Source organism: Acidovorax sp. 106 (assembly GCF_003663825.1).
Taxonomy (GTDB): Bacteria; Pseudomonadota; Gammaproteobacteria; order Burkholderiales; family Burkholderiaceae_C; genus Acidovorax.
Genome location: NZ_RCCC01000001.1, coordinates 1,813,345 through 1,832,180, shown reverse-complemented (window position 1 = coordinate 1,832,180; position 18,836 = coordinate 1,813,345). Strand labels below are relative to the sequence as shown.

The 18,836-nt window shown below is 65.9% G+C and carries 16 protein-coding genes; 3 read left to right on the top strand and 13 right to left on the bottom strand.

Translation table 11 applies throughout. The features are described 5' to 3' along the window. Nucleotides 1-14: 14 nt before the first annotated feature. Entirely contained in the window at nucleotides 15-545 is a 531-nt protein-coding gene (locus C8C98_RS08115) for a hypothetical protein (protein WP_147436344.1), read from the bottom strand. 119 nt (nucleotides 546-664) lie between these two features. Between C8C98_RS08115 and C8C98_RS08110 the strand changes: the two genes are divergently transcribed. After that, a complete protein-coding gene (locus C8C98_RS08110; RefSeq protein ID WP_121453845.1) occupies nucleotides 665-1,408 on the top strand; it encodes an AAA family ATPase in 744 nt (247 codons plus the stop codon). Nucleotides 1,409-1,545: 137 nt separating this feature from the next. Here C8C98_RS08110 and C8C98_RS08105 read toward each other — a convergent pair whose 3' ends face one another. Beyond that, nucleotides 1,546-2,850, bottom strand: a complete 1,305-nt coding sequence (locus tag C8C98_RS08105; protein WP_121453844.1) for an MFS transporter — start codon at nucleotides 2,848-2,850, stop codon at nucleotides 1,546-1,548. Nucleotides 2,851-2,915: 65 nt separating this feature from the next. Here C8C98_RS08105 and C8C98_RS08100 point away from each other — a divergent pair, with 65 nt between their 5' ends. After that, nucleotides 2,916-3,854 carry a helix-turn-helix domain-containing protein gene (locus C8C98_RS08100; RefSeq protein WP_370450363.1) on the top strand — a complete coding sequence of 313 codons (939 nt, stop codon included), beginning with the start codon at nucleotides 2,916-2,918 and terminating at the stop codon, nucleotides 3,852-3,854. A 244-nt stretch (nucleotides 3,855-4,098) separates the two neighbouring features. Here the strand turns inward: C8C98_RS08100 and C8C98_RS08095 are convergent, their stop codons facing one another. From C8C98_RS08095 to C8C98_RS08050, 10 genes are all read right to left on the bottom strand, one after another. Beyond that, a complete protein-coding gene (locus C8C98_RS08095) occupies nucleotides 4,099-6,657 on the bottom strand; it encodes an EAL domain-containing protein (RefSeq protein ID WP_121453842.1) in 2,559 nt (852 codons plus the stop codon). Nucleotides 6,658-6,909: 252 nt separating this feature from the next. Beyond that, nucleotides 6,910-7,254 carry a Fur family transcriptional regulator gene (locus C8C98_RS08090; RefSeq protein ID WP_158600148.1) on the bottom strand — a complete coding sequence of 115 codons (345 nt, stop codon included), beginning with the start codon at nucleotides 7,252-7,254 and terminating at the stop codon, nucleotides 6,910-6,912. 4 nt (nucleotides 7,255-7,258) lie between these two features. After that, complete coding sequence (locus C8C98_RS08085; RefSeq protein WP_121453840.1) at nucleotides 7,259-9,253, bottom strand: MacB family efflux pump subunit; 1,995 nt, start codon at nucleotides 9,251-9,253, stop codon at nucleotides 7,259-7,261. Between the two features lie 8 nt (nucleotides 9,254-9,261). Next, nucleotides 9,262-10,509 carry an efflux RND transporter periplasmic adaptor subunit gene (locus C8C98_RS08080; protein WP_121453839.1) on the bottom strand — a complete coding sequence of 416 codons (1,248 nt, stop codon included), beginning with the start codon at nucleotides 10,507-10,509 and terminating at the stop codon, nucleotides 9,262-9,264. Beyond that, nucleotides 10,509-11,153 (bottom strand): hypothetical protein, encoded by a 645-nt coding sequence (locus C8C98_RS08075; protein WP_121453838.1) that lies wholly within the window; start codon nucleotides 11,151-11,153, stop codon nucleotides 10,509-10,511. Before C8C98_RS08075 ends, C8C98_RS08080 begins: the two co-directional genes overlap by 1 nt. Before the next feature lie 23 nt (nucleotides 11,154-11,176). Then, nucleotides 11,177-13,651 carry a TonB-dependent receptor gene (locus tag C8C98_RS08070; protein WP_121453837.1) on the bottom strand — a complete coding sequence of 825 codons (2,475 nt, stop codon included), beginning with the start codon at nucleotides 13,649-13,651 and terminating at the stop codon, nucleotides 11,177-11,179. A gap of 451 nt (nucleotides 13,652-14,102) precedes the next feature. Next, nucleotides 14,103-14,504, bottom strand: coding sequence for a hypothetical protein (locus C8C98_RS21520; RefSeq protein WP_147436343.1), 402 nt, complete (start codon nucleotides 14,502-14,504; stop codon nucleotides 14,103-14,105). Nucleotides 14,505-14,718: 214 nt separating this feature from the next. Beyond that, nucleotides 14,719-15,144, bottom strand: coding sequence for a hypothetical protein (locus C8C98_RS08060; RefSeq protein ID WP_121453835.1), 426 nt, complete (start codon nucleotides 15,142-15,144; stop codon nucleotides 14,719-14,721). Nucleotides 15,145-15,475: 331 nt separating this feature from the next. Continuing rightward, a complete protein-coding gene (locus C8C98_RS08055) occupies nucleotides 15,476-16,639 on the bottom strand; it encodes a FecR domain-containing protein (protein WP_121453834.1) in 1,164 nt (387 codons plus the stop codon). Between the two features lie 10 nt (nucleotides 16,640-16,649). After that, on the bottom strand, nucleotides 16,650-17,270 hold the full coding sequence (locus C8C98_RS08050) for an RNA polymerase sigma factor (RefSeq protein WP_233574666.1): 621 nt from the start codon (nucleotides 17,268-17,270) through the stop codon (nucleotides 16,650-16,652). 291 nt (nucleotides 17,271-17,561) lie between these two features. Here C8C98_RS08050 and C8C98_RS08045 point away from each other — a divergent pair, with 291 nt between their 5' ends. After that, nucleotides 17,562-18,185, top strand: coding sequence for a flavin reductase family protein (locus C8C98_RS08045; protein ID WP_121453832.1), 624 nt, complete (start codon nucleotides 17,562-17,564; stop codon nucleotides 18,183-18,185). A gap of 23 nt (nucleotides 18,186-18,208) precedes the next feature. Here the strand turns inward: C8C98_RS08045 and C8C98_RS08040 are convergent, their stop codons facing one another. Next, nucleotides 18,209-18,700 (bottom strand): Lrp/AsnC family transcriptional regulator, encoded by a 492-nt coding sequence (locus C8C98_RS08040; RefSeq protein WP_121456133.1) that lies wholly within the window; start codon nucleotides 18,698-18,700, stop codon nucleotides 18,209-18,211. Nucleotides 18,701-18,836: the final 136 nt, after the last annotated feature.

Below are 18,836 nucleotides of genomic sequence, written 5' to 3'. Positions count from 1 at the left end.
GCAGGTTTTGCGGTCTAAATTACGTTATGTTCATGCGATGCCAGCGCGGTATTTTTTGGCACTGAAAACAAAGACATGAAAGCCCCCATCACGATCCCAATAATCAGCGCTTTGAATCCGGGATGAATATCTTCGACTTCACTCTCTCTGCTGTTGACCTGTGGTTGCTTGCTATCGCTGGCAGTATCGCCACTTTGTTTGTCCCGCATCTCCTCGCTATCGCCCGCGAAAACAGAACTAGACTGCGCATCGCGTCCGATAGCCTTCGAGCCACTTTCAATCCCGCGCTCGCTTTTCTCGAACAGTGCAGGCTTCATGGCTCCGACCACGAAAGACCTGACGCCAGTGCATTTCTTCGAGAGGCATACGTCTCTCACGACGCCGCCATTCGACAGTTCCGCCCGCTTGTTGGTCGCCTGCGTAGGAATGCCTACGACAAGGCATGGCAACACTATTGCGAATTGAATCCATCGAATGAAATTGGCGCGGTGTTCATGGTTTCCGATCAACCGGACCCATGGCGCTGCATTCAAGAAAGAATTCATGCGATCCTTGCCTTTACAAGAACATAACTGGTTGCTCGTCACGGACAGTCACCATCAGGAGGCGGCTTCGCCGCAGTTGGTGCCTGCCGGACAGCGCCAACGTTAGGCTTCCGACCAGCATGGCGAAACGTACCAAGCCCTATCTGCTTCACGCGTCAATCCGCCCGGATGCAGATGTCGACTACGAGAGCTATCCGTTCAGCATTCCCGCTGTCCGCGAGATCGGAAATATCGACTTCCATCCAAACGTCACCTTCTTCGTCGGAGAGAACGGCTCTGGCAAATCGACGGTCATGGAAGGCATCGCCATCGCACTCGGCTTCGGAGCTGAAGGCGGCACAAAGAATGTGCGCTTCCAATCAGCAGGCTCACTATCTGAGCTTCACGACAGCCTACGCCTTGCGCGTGGCGTGCCGAAGCCGCGTGATGAGTACTTTCTTCGAGCTGAAAGTTTCTTCAATGTCGCAAGCTACATGGATGAAATAGGCTACCTAGAAGGCTATGGTGGGAAGTCCCTGCACACCCAGTCTCATGGCGAGTCATTCATGGCAGTGCTTCTAAACAAACTGCGTGGCAACGGCATCTACCTTCTAGATGAACCCGAAGCCGCCCTATCCCCCAGTCGGCAGCTTGCCGCACTCAGCGCAATCCACCAGCTTGTAGAAGATCACTCGCAGTTCATCATCGCAACTCACTCGCCCATACTGCTTTCTTATCCAAACGCGAAGATCATTCAGTTCGATAAGTCCGGCATCAGCGAGGTCGCTTTTGAAGACACGGAGCACTTGGCTGTGACCCGAGACTTTCTCAACAACTATCCAAGACGCCTTGAGCAATTGTTCCGAGATGACACAGACGCCTAACCCGCCCATAGAGAGGACGTCAACTTTCGCTTGCAGTGACCGGCTGCTCCTGCCCAAAATCGGCCTGCTGGATACAGCGAGCACTTCACCAGCGAAGGTGCAGGAAGGGGTCTAAACCAAGCCCCCCAATCACACCATCACCCCGCCGCCACCGCCGCAGGCCGCGCCAAGCGTGCTGCCAGCCCCACCCCCACCAACGCCGCAGACACCACGCTCAGCGCCAGCGTAGCGGCAGAGCCAAAGAAGATGCCCGAGGTCATGCCATGGTCAAGCATGGCGCCGAACACGGGGGCGGACAGGCAAAAGCCGAGGTCCAGGCCCGAGTACACAGTGCCGTAGACGCGGCCGGTGGCACCGGGCGGGGCGGCGCGTTTGATGAGCATGTCGCGCGAGGGGCCGGCCAGGCCGGTGCCCAGGCCAGCGATGGAGGCCACCACCAGTGCGGCGATGCCGGGCAACAGCCCTGTGCCCACCAGCGCCAGCAGCAAGGCAGAGCCGAGCAGGCAGACCGAGATGACCTTCTCCAGCCGCTGAACGCGGCCCACCAGAAAGCCGCCCACCACCATGCCACCCGCGCCGCACAGCATGTAGCCGGTGACCACCATGGCCGTCAGGCTCAGGGGCAAGCCGTACATGGACTGCAGCGCGGGGCTGGCAAAGCTTTGGATGGCGCTGAGCGCGCAGGTGCTCCAGAAAAAGAACGAGAAGCACAGCCACACCGAGGGCAGCTTCAGAAAAGCCATGGGGTGTTCCGCCTTGGCGGCCTGGGCGCCCGCGCCCTTGGCATGGTGCGCCCACTCGCCCTTGCGGTCGTCCAGCGCATCACGGTGGATGACCATGATGGCCAGCACCAGCAGTGCGATTGCGGCGCCGCTGAGGCTGGCTGTGCGCCACGAGCCGGTGGCCGTGGCAATGCCCGCCATGAACACCGGCGCCGTGGCCCAGCCCAGGTTGCCGCTGATGCCGTGCACGGCAAACCCGTGGCCCAGGCGCTGGGGGGACACGCGCTTGTTCAAGATGGTGAAGTCCACCGGGTGGAAGGGCGCATTGCCCAGCCCGGCCAAGGCCGCTGCAACCACCAACCCCACATAGCCCTGGGCCGTGCCCGCCACCAGCCCTGCGGCTGCAAAGCTGGACAGCGCAAAGAACATGATGGGCCGCGCGCCGATGCGATCGACCAGAAAGCCCGACAGCGCCTGCCCCACGCCCGAGATGACGAAGAACACCGACACCAGCAAGCCCAGCTCAGAGTAGCTGAAGCCGAACTCTGCAATGAGCCAGGGGAACAGCGGCGGCAGCAGCATGTGAAAGAAGTGCGAGCTGCCGTGGGCCAGCCCGACGAGGCCGATGGTGCGGGCGTCTTGCCGCAGCGGCACGGCGTTGGCTGTGCCGGGGCTTGCAGGGCTTGCTGGGGAGGATTTGCTGGAGGTAGCGGTGGTCATGGGCTTGATCTTAGGCAAGCGGGGCGCGGCAGGTTTACGATAGTCGGTCAACTTCTATCGCCAATATGCCAATGCCGTCCATAGAGGCCGTTGCTGCACCTGCACCCGTACCTGCACCGCCACCGGCTGCTGGCCCCACGCAAGCTCCACGCACCAGGCGCCCTGTGTCGTATGTGGATTCGATGACTCCGCACCTGTTTGTGCCCACGGCCCAGCGCCCGGTGCGCGCCAAGGTGCGCCAGCTGAGGGCCGACACGCGGGTGATGCCGCACAGCCATCCGTGGGCGCAAGTGGCCATCTCCACCACCGGGGTGATCCAGCTCACGGTGGACCGGGGCACTTACATCGTGCCGCCATCGCGCGCGCTGTGGATACCACCGGGCATGGAGCATGCCGTGACCATGGTGGAAGACGCCGAGATGCGCACGCTGTACTTTCACCAGCCGCGCGGGCGCTGCGGCCCAGCGGCCTTGGGCGAGCGCACTGCGCCGCACGGGCAGGCAGCGTGGCGCCAGTGCCGGGTGCTAGAGGCATCCGACCTGCTGCGCGCCGTGGTACGCGAGATGCCCACCACCCCTGACGATGGCCCCGCGCCCGATGCGGCCACACTGCGGCGCGAGCAGCACCTGAGCGCCCTGCTGTGCGACGAACTGGCCCGCGCGGCCCCGGTGCGCCTGGGCGTGGACCTGCCGCACGACAAGCGCCTGCGCCAACTGTGTGAGGCGGTGCTGGCCGACCCCACCCGCCACACCACGCTGGAAGCCTGGGCACAAGACACCGGCGCCAGCCTGCGCACCGTGGCGCGGCTGTTTCGCACCGAGCTGGGCAGCACCTTCACGCAGTGGCGCCAGCAGGTGATCTTGGCCAAGGCGGTGTCGCTGGCGGCGGGCCGCATGCCCATGGGCCAGATTGCGGCGGAGCTGGGCTACAGCCCGAGTGCTTTCAGCGCGATGGTGCGCAAGTCAGTCGGGCAGCCTCCGGGGCAGTTTTTGGGGCAGCGGTGATGAACGAGAACCTTTCGGACTGAGCCTGGCAAAGCCCTTGCGCAGCGCTTCGAGAGGCTCAGCGTGGACTGCTCGGGGGATTCATGCAAACCCAAGGAAGCGGGTTTGTCTTCGCTTCATAGCCACTAAACCGTTCGGGCTGAGCTTGTCGAAGCCTGGTGCTGCGCTTCGACAAGCTCAGCATGAACGGTTTTGCAAGTGCCGAGGGCCCCGGTGGGTCTGCCCCATCCGCAAGCCAACGGGCTCAGGGAGCAGGCAACGGCCCTGGCGTGGCAAACAAGAAGCCCTGCCCCAGGTGGCAGCCCAGGGCGCACAGGGCGTCGGCCTGGGCCTGGGTTTCGATGCCTTCGGCCACCACGCTCAGGCCCAGCGAGCCTGCCAGAGCCACCACGGCGCGCACCACGGCGGCGCTGGCGCTGTCGCTGGCGGGCGGGGTGGCCGTCAAAGGGGCGACAAAGCTGCGGTCGATCTTGAGCGTGAGCAGTGGAAAGCGGTGCAGGTAACCGAGCGACGAGTAGCCCGTGCCGAAGTCGTCCAGCGCCAACGACATGCCGTGGCTGCGCAGCTCGTTGAGCAGGTCGCAGGTGCGCTCGGGGTCGTCGATGAGTGCGCCTTCGGTGATCTCCAGGCACAGGCGCGAGGGCGGCAGGCCCGCCGCTTTGAGCATGTCCAGCAGTTGCTGGCAAAACTGTGGGTTGCGAAAGTGGCGCGGCGCCACGTTCAGGCCCAGGTAGCCGGTGAAGTCTCTCTGGACGGCAATGGCCTGGCTGGCGGCGGCAAAAATCTGCCAGTCGATGGCCTCCATGCTGCCGCTGTCTTCGGCCACCTGCAAAAAGTCGGCTGGGGCCAGCAGGCCTTCGGTGGGGTGCTGCCAGCGCACCAGGGCCTCATAGCCCAACACCTGTCCGTCTTTGAGCGACACGATGGGCTGGAAGTGCGGCACAAACTGGTGTTGCTTGAGGGCCGACCACAGTGCGTTCTCCAGGGTCAGCACGCGCAGGGCATCGCTGTGCAGGTGCGCGTCGTACAGCTCAAACCGGCGCCGGCCATTGACCTTGGCGCGGTACATGGCCGTGTCGGCGTTGCGCAGCAAATCGGTGGCGGCCGCAGTGGGTTGGTCGCACAGCATGATGCCAATGCTGACGGAGGCAAACAGCTGATTGCCTTCGATCACCATGGGTTCGTCCAGGGTCTGCAGCATGCGCCGCGCCAGGCGCACTGCGGCTTCCAGGGTGTGGGCATCGTTGACCAGCACAGCAAACTCATCGCCGCCCACGCGGGCAATCATGTCGGAGTCGCCCAAGGTCGCCTGCAGGCGCTTGCCGATCTCCCGCAGCACGGCGTCGCCCGCCTCGTGGCCCATGCTTTCGTTGATGAGTTTGAAACGGTCCACGTCCACAAACATCACCGCAAAGCGGCGCAGGCTGTGGCGCTGCAGCCGCGCCTGCAGCCAGGTCAGGCGCTCGAGCAGGTAGCTGCGGTTGGGCAGGCCGGTGAGCGCATCGTGCAGCCCCTGGTGCTGCAGCTGGGCCTCGACCCGCTCGCGCACGGCGATCTGCTCTTGCAGTTGGCCGGTGCGCTCGGCCACCCGCTGCGCGAGCTCGGCATTGGCCCGCTGCAGCGATTCGGTGGTGCGCCGGCGCACCAGGCTGCTGGCGATCTGGTGCGATACAAAGCTCAGCAGCAGGCGGTCGCGGTCGGAGTACGCGACATCGGCCAGGTAGCTTTGCACGGCAATCACGCCCAGTGCCCGCCCATCGCACACCAGCGGCACGCCCAGCCAAGAGTCGGCACGCGGCCCCGCCGTCTGGAAGATGCCCTGGGCGATGAGTTCATCGGCCTCGGCCCGGCTCACGAGCAGCGGTTTGCGCGTGCGCAGCACGTATTCGGTCAGGCCCCGGCCCATGCGCCGGGTGACGCCTTTGCCGCCCTGCTCGTCCACGTAGTAAGGAAAGTGCAGCGCCTGCCCGTCCTCCGACACCAGAGCGATGTAGCAGTTGCGGGCATTGATGAGGTCGCCCACGATGTCATGCACAGCGCGGTAGAAGTCATCCATGCTGCCCATGTCGTTGGCACGCTCGGCAATGCGGTAGAGGGCGGCTTGCAGCCGCTCGCCGCGCTGGCGGCGGGCCACCTCGGCCACCAGGGCCTGGTTGGCACGGGCCAACTCTGCGGTACCCACCAGCACGGCCTGCTCCAGCGATTGCTGGGTTTGCTTGCGCTGCACGGCGGTGAGCAGGTGGCTGGCCACAAACTCCAGCAGCGCTTGCTCCTCGGGGCCGTAGCGGTTGGGTTCGTCGTAGCTTTGCACCACCAGGGCGCCGCGCACATGGCTACCCTCGCGCAGGGGCACGCCCAGCCAGTCCTGCGCATTGGCGCCCCGTGCCCGCAAGGGGCCGGGCACCTGCTGCGCCAGGGCCTGCATGGAGCCGCGCCGGGGCAGACCGTCGCGTACCAGGTACCAGGTCAGGGCCTGGGCGTAATCGGCCATGGCAATGCGCTGGCCGCTCTGGTGCAGGTCTGGGGTGGCTTCGTCCACCATGTAGATGAAGTCCAGGCTGTCGCTGCCTTCGTCGTACAGCGCCATGAACAGGTTGCGTGCGTACATGAGTGAGCCCACGATGGCGTGCAACTGCTGCAGCATGTGGGGCATTTCCAGGTCGGAGCTGGACAGCTCGGAGATCGCAAACAGCGCACGCTGCAAGCGCTCTGCCTGTTCGGCCCGGTGCACTGCGGCACGCAGGCGCTCCAATTCGCTGGAGGTGACCTCTGATTCTGGAAACGGGGAGCGCGTGTCGTTCATGGCGGGCGGTATCCGCACATTGTTGCGCAAGCTGAAGGGGCTGATTGGCAAACGGGCTGCTGGCGTCGCTGCAACAGAGCATAACGTTGCGCTGACGCACCAGTTTCAACCGCATTCCAACAGCCTGCGCCCCACCGCCGCAAGGCTTACGTCAGCGTTGTAAGCAACTGTTTTCATATCGACCTTGGAACGCTCTTGGGCTGTGGCCCCGGTTCTCGCCTGGGCCCGCCGCAGAAACTGGCGGGCAATGTGTCACACATGGGGCGGCCTTTTTATGGATGTGCTGGCCGGTCGGCGGGGGCCACTGCAAGCCCCGCCCCATCGGTACAGGGTGCGCACACGCCCGGCTGCCAATGCCCCCTGCGGCGGCGGTGCCGACACCGCCTGCAGCAACCCGGCGGATTGCAACTGGGCGAAGGTGCGGTACACCGTGCTGAGGCTGGCGCGCGTGCCACGCTCGAGCAAGCGCAGATAGGCATCGTCTGCGTCGATGCCGGGCGCTGGCGCGGCCTGCACCACCTGCAAGATGGCAATGCGCGCCACGGTGGGCCGCAGGCCGGCGCGGCGCAGGTGCTGCAAAACGCTGTGTTGCGACAAGCGGCTACTCCGATGCCAGGGCCACCACCGGGTCCAGCGCGGCGGCGCGGCGGGCAGGCATGTAGCCAAACACCAGGCCCGTGGCCACGGCGCAGGCAAACGCGCCCGCCATGGCCGTGACAGAAAAGATGGCGGGCACACCCGCCACCATGAGCGCAGCGCCCACCACCAGCCCGATGGCCACGCCCGACGCACCGCCCACCAGCGTCACAAGCACCGCCTCGGTCAAAAACTGCCGCAGGATGTCGCCCTGGCGCGCACCCGTGGCCATGCGGATGCCGATTTCGCGCGTGCGTTCGCGCACGGTCATCAGCATCACGTTCATCACACCAATGCCGCCCACCACCAGCGATACGGCGGCAATCAGCCCCAGCATCAGCGTCATGGCGTTGCGCGTCTGCGCCTCGGCCTGCAGCTTGGCGGCGGGGTTGCCAATGGCAAAGTCCTCGCGTCCGTGGCGCTGCAGCAGCAGGCTGCGCATGGCCTGCTCGGCCGCCTGCACCTGGGCCACCGATGCAGCGGCCACCACGGTGTAGTCGGGTTGCGTCTGGGCGCGGTACACGCGGGCGCGGCCCGACTGGAAGGGGATGAACACCATGTCGTCGTAGCTCTCTGCGCCCGAGTCGGCACCGCGCTCGGCCATCACCCCAATCACCTCAAACGGCGCATTGCCGATGAGCAGGTGGCGGCCCAGCGGGCTGGGTGTGTCGGGGAAGAACTGCCCACTGGCCTTGTGCCCCAGCACCACCAGCGGTGCCATGTCGCGGTCTTCGGCGGCGGTGTAGTAGCGGCCCTGGGCCACCGGCCAGTGGTGCACGCGGGGCATGTCTTCGCTGGCGGCAAACACGTACAGCTGGCGCTCCACATTGGCATAGCGCACGGGCGTGGGGTCGCCAATGACGGGCATGACGGCGCCGATGTCGGGCAACTGCGCCAGCGCCTCCAGGTCTTGTGCGGTGATCTCGCCCATGGGCCCGCCTTCGCGCGGGTGGGTGGCCCCCAGGTACATGATGGTGGTGCCCATGGCGCCCATCTGCTCCACCACGCGCTGCTTGGCGCCCTCGCCTACCGCCATCATCACAATGACGGACGCCACCCCGATGACGATGCCCAGCAGCGTGAGCGCCGTCCGCGTGCGGTGAATGCGCATGCCGCGCCAGGCGCCGCGGGCGGCCTCTGCCAGCTCGGCCCACAGCGCGCCTGCCCTGGCCGATTCACTATTATTTTGATAGCTGCCAGCGCTTATTTCTTGAGCGCCAGAGGCCAATTTGGCTTCAAACCCCAGCACTGGTGCAGGCGCACCGCTGTCGGCCACGATCTGCCCGTCGCGGATCTCGATGACGCGGCGCGCCTGCGCGGCCACCTCGCGGTCGTGGGTGATGAGCACGATGGTGTGGCCTGCATCGGCCAGCTCGTGCAGCAGCGCCATCACCTCGGCGCCGCTGTGGGTGTCCAGCGCGCCCGTGGGCTCGTCGGCCAGGATGATGCGCCCGCCGTTCATCAGTGCCCGCGCAATCGACACCCGCTGCTGCTGCCCGCCCGAGAGCTGCGTGGGCCGCAGGTGCTGCTTGCCTGCCAGGCCCAGGCGGGTGAGTAGCGCACTGGCGCGTTCGGCCCGCTCGCTGCGCGGCAGCCCCGCATAGACGGCGGGCACTTCCACGTTTTCGCGGGCCGATTCCGAGCGGATGAGGTGGTAGCCCTGGAAGACAAAGCCAAACGCCTCGCGCCGCAGCCAGGCCAATTCGTCGGGGCCCAGGCCCGCCACGTCCTGCCCCTGGAACAGGTACTGGCCGCTGCTGGGCCTATCCAGGCAGCCCAGCAGGTTCATGAGCGTGGACTTGCCCGAGCCCGACGCCCCCACGATGGCCACGAACTCGCCCGCGTGGATGCGCAGCGACACGCCGCGCAGCACCTCCACCTCGGGCTGCTCGCCCCCGCCGTAGCGGCGGCGCACGCTGCGCAGCTCGATCAGCGGGGCGGCGCTGTGGGTGGCATCCACGGGCCCACTCACAGCTTGAACCTTTGCGGCCCGCTGCGCGCCGGGCGCTCGCCCGTCACCAGCCGCTCGCCCTCTTGCAGGCCGCTGCGCACCTCGGCCAGGTGGCGGTTCTTCACGGCCACCCGCACCTGGCGGGTTTCCACCTGCCCATCAGCGAGCAGCACGCGGGCGCTGTGCGTGGGGGCCTCGGGTGTGGAGGCATCAGGCGCAGGCGGTGTGCTGGCGGGCGAAGCCCGTGCAGGCAAGGGCTGCAGCGCGGCCAGCGGCACGGCCAGCACGCCCTGCGCCTGGGCGGTAATGAAGCTGGTCTGCGCGGTCATCTGCGGCATCAGCTCACCGTCGGCGTTGTCCACATCAAACAGCACGGTGTACGACACCGCCTTGCTCGCCGCCGCCTGTGCCCCTGCGCCGCCAGCGGCCTTGGCCTCGGGCGTGGGGGGGGCGGGCAGCAACTGGCGCACGCGGCTGTGCCAGCGCCGGGCCGTGGCATCGGCCTGGCCACCCAGGGTGGTGAAGTACACCGGCATGCCCACCTTCAGGCGGCGGATGTCGGCCTCCGATACCTCGGTCCACACCGTCATGGTGCTCAGGTCGGCAATGCGCAGGATGTTGGGCGTCTGGTAGGTGGCGTTCAGCGTCTGGCCCTCGCGCGCCTCCAGCGCCACCACGGTGCCCGCCATGGGTGCGTAGATGCGGGTGTAACCCAGGCGTGCCTCGTCGGCCTTCAGGCTGGCCTGGGTCTGCTCGATCTGCGCCTTGAGGTGGTCAATGCGCGCGGCGGCCGATGCCTGCGTGGCCTCTGCAGCCTGCAGGTCGTTGAGCGTGGTGGCCCCCAGCGGCTGCAGCGCCTGCTGGCGGGCGTGCTGGCGCTGGGCCAGCAGGTGCTGGGCCTGCTGCTCGGCCAACTGGGCGCGCAGCCCGGCCAGTGCGGCGCGGCCACCATCCACCGTGGCCTGCTGCACGCTGGGGTCAATCTCCACCAGCAGCTGGCCCTTCTTCACCTCGGCCCCCGGCTGCACCAGCAGGCGCAGCACCTGGCCCGACACCTGCGCGCCCACGTCCACATAGCGGCGCGGCTGCAGCGTGCCAATGGCGGCCACGTTGGCTTCGATGTCGGCACGCGCCACAGGGATGGTGTCGTACAGCACATCGGGCTGCTGCACCCACCACGCGGCAGCGCTGCCCAGCACGGCTGCGGCGGCCAGCCCCAGCACGGTGCGGCGCACCCAGGGCCGGGTCTTGCTCTGCTCACCCATCAGCGCACCACCTCAAAGCTGAGCGTGGCGGTGTGGCGCACGTCTTCGTACTTGGTGCCGTCCACCATGGCCGACCCGTTGATGCGGGCCGAGACCTCCATCACATACAGGCCCGCAAACGGGGTCTCCAGCTGCACGGTGCCATCGGCTGCGGGGGTGAGCGTGCGGCTCCAGCCCGCGCTGGTGTCCACATTCACGCGCGTGGCGGGCACGGTCTGGCCCTTCCACACCAGCTTGAAGGCATTGCCGCCCGGGGTGGTGGGCACCAGTTCCAGGTCGCTCTGGGCCTTGGTGTCCTGGCGGCCCAGCTTGGCCTGGTAGTAGGTGAGCACGCCCTTGGGATCGACATGGCGCGCTTGCAGACGCAGGTCGGGCGCTGCTGCGCCGCCACGGCCCTGGGGGCGCTGCACCTGGATGGAAGCAGCCTGCACCGACGCCTGCAGCGGCTGCGCATCGCCTTGCACAGCGCGCACGGCTTGCAGCGGCGGCAGGCTGGGGGCGGGCTGCGTCACCGTGCCTGCCAGGGCTTGCGCACCATCGGCATGGGGTTGTAGCCACAGGGCATCGGCCTGGGCTGCAACAGGTGCCAGAAGGGTCAGGCATCCGGCGGTGAGGGCAATGGCGCGGGTGATCCACGGGGTCATGGCGGTCAAGCTCCTGCGCGCCATCAGAACCGCACGTCCACACCCACGCGCACGTTGCGCGGTGCACCGTAGTACGAGTTGCCGGTGGTGGTGTAGTAGCTCTTGTCAAACGCGTTGTAGAGGTTGGCAGTGAGCGTGACGCTGGAGGTGACGGCGTAGCGCACCATCAAGTCCACCACAGCGTAGGCGGGCTGGGTGTTGCGCACCTTGAGCGGGCCCTGGTTCTCTGCATAGATTTCGCTTTGCCAGCGCAGGCCGCCGCCCACCGTCAGGCCCTTGCCCACGCCCGCGATGCGGTAGCTGGTGAACAGCTTGGCCGTGGTTTGCGGCACGTTGGTCAGCAGCCGGTTGCGCAGCCGGTCGTGCGTGATGTTGCGGGCCAGGCTGGCGGCCAGTTGCCAGCCGGGGCGCAACTCGCCCGAGGCCTCCACCTCCACCCCGCGCGTGCTGGTGCCCGACACCGCTTCGTAGGCCTGCGAGCCATCGGGCGCGAACGCGTTGGGAATGGCCACAGCCAGGTTGTCCTGCCGCGCCTTGTACACCGAGGCGCCCAGGTTGAGCTTGTCGCCCCAGAACGCGCCCTTGACCCCCAGCTCAAAGCTGTCGCCCGTTTGCGGGTCGAGGTAGGCACCGCTCACGGTGCGGTTGCTTTGCGGCTGAAAGATGCTGGTGTAGTTGGCATAGGCCGACCAGTGCGCGCCCAGGTCCACCACCAGCCCCAGGTAGGGCGTGACCTCGCCCGACTCGGACCGGTCGGTGAGGTCCATGCTGCCCGTGCTGTAGGTGAGGTCGGTCTTGTAGCGGCTCCAGTCCGTCACACGCGCCCCGACCAGCACGGCCACGCCGTCCATGGGCTTGAGGCGGGTGGTGGCGAAGGCGCTGTTCATGCGCTCGTCCGATTGGTAGTGGCCCACGCTGGGGTTGTACGGGGCAGCGGGGCTGTTGCCGTCCCAAGTATTGATGTTGGGCACGGCGCTGCTCCAGTTGTCGTGCCACCAGTTGGTGTAGGTGGGGTCGCTGAAGGTGGTGCGGCTCATTTGCGCGCCCAGGGCCAAATCGTGCGTGCGGCCCAGCAGCTGGTAAGTGCCGGTGGCCTGCACGTCCAGATTGTCTTGGGTGGGCTTGGCAGCCCAGCGGCCCGCCCAGAGGTTGACGCCTGCCCCCGTGGCCCGGTCAGGGTTGCCGCCGCTGGCATAGCCCACCAGCTCGTCGTACTGGCTTTGCGTGCGGCTGGCGGTAGCGCGCAGCTGCCAGTCGCCCGCCAGGCGGTGCTCCAGCGTGGCAAACACGCTGTTGTTGTGCCGCTTGGAATACGCCCAGCTGGGCGCGGCCGAGGCCGAGCGGCTCCACTGCGTGCGTGTGCCATCGGCGTAGTAGGCGGGCAAGCCGCCGCGTGCGTGGCCGGTGGCATCGTGGTTTTGCAACGATGCCCCTGCGCGCAGCAGCGTGCCGGGCGCCAGGTCGGCCTCCAGCACGCCGTACAGCAGCTTTTTGCGCTCGTTCAAGCGGTCGATGTACGAGTCGTTGTCTTGCGCAGCTGCCACCAGCCGCCCGCGCAGCGTGCCCGCCTCGTTCAGCGGGCCGCCCACATCGGCCTCCAGGCGGCGCAGGTTCCAAGAGCCTGCCTCGGCCTTCACCTGGGCCTGAAAATCTTGCGTGGGCCGCTTGCGGATCAAGTTGATAGCGGCCCCCGGTGTGCCCAGCCCGTTCATCAGGCCCGAGGCACCGCGCACCACTTCCACCCGGTCAAACATCGCCATGTCATTGGTCTGGAAGACAGCGCTGTAGTTGGAGTCGAGCTGGCGCACGCCATCGACCATGTAGGTGTCCACCTCAAAGCCACGCGAGTAAATGGGCGATGAGTCCGACCCCGCATTGCCCGCCTGGCTCACCACCAGCCCTGCGGTCTGTGCGGCCACATCGGCCAGTTGGGTCAGCCCCTGGTCTTCCATGCGCTGGCGCGTGATGACGCTGACGGACTGCGGCGTCTCGCGCAGGCTCAGGCCCAGCGGCGTGGCCGTGCCAGCTTGGGCAGTGGTGTACGAGCCCGTGTGCTCCGTCAGCGGGCCACGCTCGGCCTGCGCCTGCACGCGCACTTCAGCCAGCGCCACACCCGCAGCAGCAGCACCCGAGGCCCCGGCGGCGGGGTCGCGCTGCACCGTGACCAGGCTGCCCTCGATCACCGCCACCAGCCCGGTGCCTGCCAGCAACCGGTCCAGCGCCTGCCGCGCCGTGAACGTGCCCTGCACCGCAGGCGCCTGGCGGCCCTGCACCAGCGCAGGCTGCACCACCAGTTCCAGTCGCGCCTGGCGGGCCAGATCGTTCAAAGCCTGGGCCAGGGGCTGCGCCGCAATCTGCACTGGCAGGGCTGCAGTGGCGGCGACGTTGGGCGCGGGTGCTGGAGTGGCCGCAGAAGCCTGGGCCTGTGCGGCCAAAGCATTCAGGGCCAGACAGGCCGCCAGGGCCAGGGGTGCGGGGCGGAGGCCAAGGCTGCGCATGGACGGAAATTCCCTCGGGTGTGAGTGCATGGTGAACGTTGCGAACAAGAAGTGTTCTCATGTAGACGCAGCACTTTGCGCATTCCCTAGGTCGGTGGGGAAAAAATTTTTGGAGGGATATTTCTGCGCAGGGCCCCCTTGCGAATGAGAGGCGGTTTGGCTTCACGCAGGATGGGTCCGCTGGCTCAATGCACCTGGGACAAAGCCAAGGCTCGAGGCAAGGAGGTGGGTTATGCGGGGCGGTTGGATGTCGTTAACAGCTACTGAGCCGTCAGCGATTACTGTGGCCCCATTGGGGAGCTAAGTGGCTCGGCACCGTGGGTCGCTGCGATCGGCCAGGAGCAGTTTGTCACCTCAAACGAAAGCGGGCGCTCAACGTTGGAGGCCACCGGCACGCGACATGCGCCGCGAAGCCGCAACCTGATGTTGCTTGTCTGTGTTGGCCAAAATGTTAGATGCCATTGCTGGGGGTTGCCGCAAGAATCTGGCTGCACTTCTCATTGTCAGATGCATAGCTGGCAAAAACGTTGTCTTCGGCTTCGATATGGATTCGGCCACATGCTTCACATTCATACAAGTCGCGCTTGACCAGGCACCATCGGCCATGAATGTGATCATGAAGGACATTGCCATGATCCAACATCAAGTTTGCGTAATCAGTCGAATAGCCCTTTTCGGCAAGCCATTCCCGAACAGTACCCGTTTGAGCAGCAACAACGTAGCTCTGAGTTTCCGCTGTGAGCCAGTCAAAAAATTTGTCGTTTTCGCCGTCCTTAAGCAGTGACGCTTTGTAGGCCAATCCATTCGTGTTGTCACTGATTGAGTGACCACACTTGCAACGGAGCTTACTCATGGCATCTAACGAGGCTGTAAAAAAACACCGCACATGTTGAGACAGCATGTTTTTTGGGGGTGATAAACCCCTCCCCCACAGTAGATCGGGGCGTATACGCAGTTCTGGCAGGTCTAATTTTCATGCTGTGCATCGGCAAAATGCTGACAGAAGGTTTTTTGCAGCCTCAACGTTTGACGTGAGGAGCGGCGGCGGAAATTGTTGGCCCTGGCGTTTACCAAAACCGCCACCATGGCTTTAAGCCTAAGTTGGAATGAGTTGAAGCCTCTTCATCAATAGGATTGCCATCTTGCCCATAAAGCTCGCCTTCATCACCTTGGACTTTTGCTGATAGTCGCGTAGCGATGAGACTCATTTTTCTCAGAATCTCTTCATCCGGATTATTTGCCATGACATTACCCCGGCTATGCCAAAGCCAAGCCATATTCCCGTTTTGCCCGTGCTTGGAGTACCCCACCCACACAGACATGCTTGGATCTTCCATTCTTAGAACAGCCCCAGCACCAACTGTTGCTTCGGCCTGACCATCAAGACGCATCTCGACATCCGACCGTACAACATTAAGCCATTCCTCAAGGGCTATTTCAGGCCCATCATCGAACCAGTTTTCTTTGCGCGTAATGTGGACTTCGTATCCCATGACTTCGTAATGGCTAACATTATGTATCCCGCAAAATCTGCGGGACAAACTGAATCTTGCGGGATATTCTGGACACGGATTACTCCTGAAAGTGGCTTGCAGCCTAGGTTTTCAGGGGGTGGCCCGTTCAAAAATCCAGGGATAAAAATTCCGCGAAACCCGGCAGGCGTCAACTCAACAAACTATAGCTTGCCAGTAAACAGAGACCGGTATTTCCAACAGCACGCTTGAGACTGTGAGCCAGTGCGCTGCAACTCCATGGCAGCCTCCGGGTGGAGCTTCTCAAAGCGGCTCCGGGCACGAAGCGGATAGTCCACAGTTTCTGAGACATTCACCGCCCCACGCCCGCCACTTCAGCCGCGTCAATGCAGGTGGCCTCCTTACCGCCCCTGTCCTCACCACAAGCCACCACCCGCACCGGCAGCACACGCGGCAGTGCGCGCACAAAGTTGTCGAGGTGGCGCGGGTCGAATGTGCCCGTCAGGCGCAGCGCGCCCAGTTGCGGGTCTTGCAGCGTGATGCCCGTGGGGCCGTAGCGGCCCAGCTCGGCCAGGGCCTGGGACAGGGGGGTGTCGTCAAAGCTGACGCGGTGGGCGCGCCAGGGGGCTATGCCTGAGGGCGGCACGGCCACCACGGGGCCCAGGGTGCCTGCGGCGTCCGTCACCACCTGCTGCCCGGCCTTCAGCAGCACCGGTGCGGCGCCGGGGGCGGCCACCTGCACCCGGCCCTCCTCCACCGCCACGCGCACGCCGTCGTAGCCCGCCATGCCGGGGGTGTAGCGCACCGCAAACCGGGTGCCCACCACGGTGATGCGCACCGGCCCGGCCAGCACATCAAAGGGGCGCGCTGCATCGCCCTGCACCTGGAACATGGCCTGCCCCTGCGCCAGGCGCACCTCGCGGCGCTGGGCGTACAGCGCCACGTTCAGTTGCGTGCTGGTGTCCAGCCGCAGCAGGCTGCCGTCGGGCAGTTGCACCTGGGTTTGCTGGCCCTGGGGCGCGGCAAAGGCCTGGGCAAACTGCGGCGGGCTTTGCCAGGGCGACCAGCCCACCACTTCCATCACGCCAAACGCGGTGCCCAACACCAGCGCCGCAGCCACCGCACCTTGCGCCCAGCGGGTGGATGCCGCACCCAGCCATTGGGGCAACGCCTGCCAGCCAGCGTGCAGCCCGGCCCAGGCACTGCGGTGGTGGCTGCGGTGGCCTGGCAGGCTAGCAGCGGTCTGGGCCTGAGGCGGACAGACGGCCTCGGCGGCCAGGTCGTGCGCCAGTTGGTTGCGCAGGTGCTGCACTGCGACTGGGCTGAGTTGGTCCAGGGCTTGCCAATCGGCCTGCCAGGCGGCGTAGGCCTGCTGGTGGGCGGGGCTTTGGGCCTTCCACTGGTCTAGCGCGTGCTGCTCTTGCGCGCTCAGCCCGTGCTGGCTGCGCACCCACCAGCGCAGTGCCTGCTCTGGCAGCGGCAGGTGCAGGTGGGTGTCGTCTTCAGAGAAGTCCATGGGGTCGGGCTCAGGCGGGGTGATCGGGCGCTTGGGGCGCAGCGGGCGTTGGTGGCTTGGGGGCCTTCTTGGGTGAAGACGCACCAGCAGCCGCAGCCCCCCAGGTGCGCCCTTGCTCCAGCGCCTCGCGGCACTGGCGGCAGGCCAGCATGGCGCGCTGGATGTGCTGCTCCACCATCTTGCGCGAGATGCCCATGTGCGCGGCCACCTCGGCCTGCGGCAGGCCGTCGAACTTGTGCAGGATGAAGGCCTCGCGGCAACGCAGCGGCAGCGCATCGATGGTGGCCAGCAGCGCCGCCATGCCCTGGGCCGAGGCGGCCTGCGCCTCGGGGCCCAGCGCTGCGGGCGCGGGCAAGTCGGCCACATCGGGCATGGGCTCGTCACCGATCGCGCCATCGGTGGCACCGCTTGCCGCGTGTGGCGTGCGCACGGCCTGGCGGCGGTGCTGGTCGATGAGCAAATTGCGCGCCGTGCGGTACAGCAGGGCCCGGGGCTGCTCCACCACCTGGCCCGATTGCTCCAGCGCCAGCACGCGGGTGTACGCCTCGTGCACCAGGTCCGAAGCCCGGTCACGGCTGCGCACCGCACGCGCAAAGTAGTTCAGCAGTTCTTGGTAGTAGTGGGCAAGCACGGGCACACAGCCTGTCGGTGGGGCCCTGGCGCGCGCAGTGGCGCCTGAAGGGCATGGACGGCTGGGGGCGTGGCGTGGGCTGGCCCGTGGCTGGGAAGGAGCGCGATTGTAGAACCTGAGGGCGCTACAGCGCCGTGGGCCCACGCGGCAAGCACCGCTGTCGGGTGCAGAGGGATGAGCCAAGCGCAAAGCAGCCATTTCAAGCAAAATACCCCTCCAGCGCTTGTAATATAAGCGCAAGCAGCTATATTTTTAATAGCAAAATTGCTTTGCTACGCAAGGACAGAACCCATGACCGCACGCACCCTGCACAGCTACCAGCCCCGCCAGGGCCATGGCCTGCCGCACGACCCGTTCAACGCCATCGTGGGGCCGCGCCCCATCGGCTGGATATCTACCCGCAGCGCGGCGGGCGCGCTGAACCTGGCGCCCTACAGCTTTTTCAACGCCTTCAACTACGTGCCGCCCATCGTGGGCTTTGCCAGCATTGGTGCCAAGGACACGCTGCGCAACGTGCAGGAGACGGGCGAGTTTGTGTGGAACCTGGCCACGCGCGACCTGGCCGAGGCCATGAACCAGACCTGCGCCGCCGTGGGGCCGGAGGTGAGCGAATTTGCGCTGGCGGGCCTCACCCCCCTGCCCAGCACGCAGGTGCAGCCGCCCCGCGTGGCCGAGAGCCCAGTGACGATGGAGTGCCGTTGCACCCAGGTTGTGCAGCTGCAGGGCGCCGATGGCGCGCAGGTGCCCACCTGGCTGGTGCTGGGCGAGGTGGTGGCGGTGCACATCGACACGGCTTTGCTCAAGGACGGCGTGTACGACACCGCCAGCGCGGGCCACATCCTGCGCGCGGGCGGCCCAGCCGACTACTTCACGGTGGGGCCAGAGCAGTTGTTCAAGATGTACCGGCCGCGCTGATGCAAGGCTGTGCCGCTGCCCAGCTACGTGCTGGCAGGGGCGTCTCCCGAGGTGTCCACGGGCACATACAGGCTGTTCTTGATGGTGTCGATGACCACATGGGTGGTCATGCGGGCAATCTGGGGAATGTCGCTCATCAGGCGGGCCGCCAGGGCATCGTAGGCCTTCACATCGCGCGCCACGATGACCATCACGATGTCAAAAGTGCCGGTGACGTAGTACACCTGCTGCACCCCCGGCTCGCCCTGCGACCAGCTGCGGATGCGGGGCAGCGCATCGTAGTTGTCCTTGACCTCCAGCCCAGCCAGAAAGCTCATGACCCCGCCCACGGCCTGGGGGTTGACCACGGCCACCTCGGCGCTGATGACCTTGTCGGCCCGCATGCGCCGCAGGCGGCGCTGCACGGCCGAGGCCGACAGGCCCACCTCCTGGGCAATGACCTCGGCGTTCATCTGGCAGTCGCGCTGCACTAGGGCCAGAATTTTGCGGTCGAAGAGGTCAAGGCTTGCATCCATGCGCGGCATTTTAGGGATTCGGCCTCCTTGCTCTTGAACACTTGAAATATCCCCGTGTGGACTGAGCCCTGCGACAAGCTCAGCGTGAGCGGTTCAATTGGCCTCGGCCCCATCCACAGGCGGGGGCTTGCAAGCA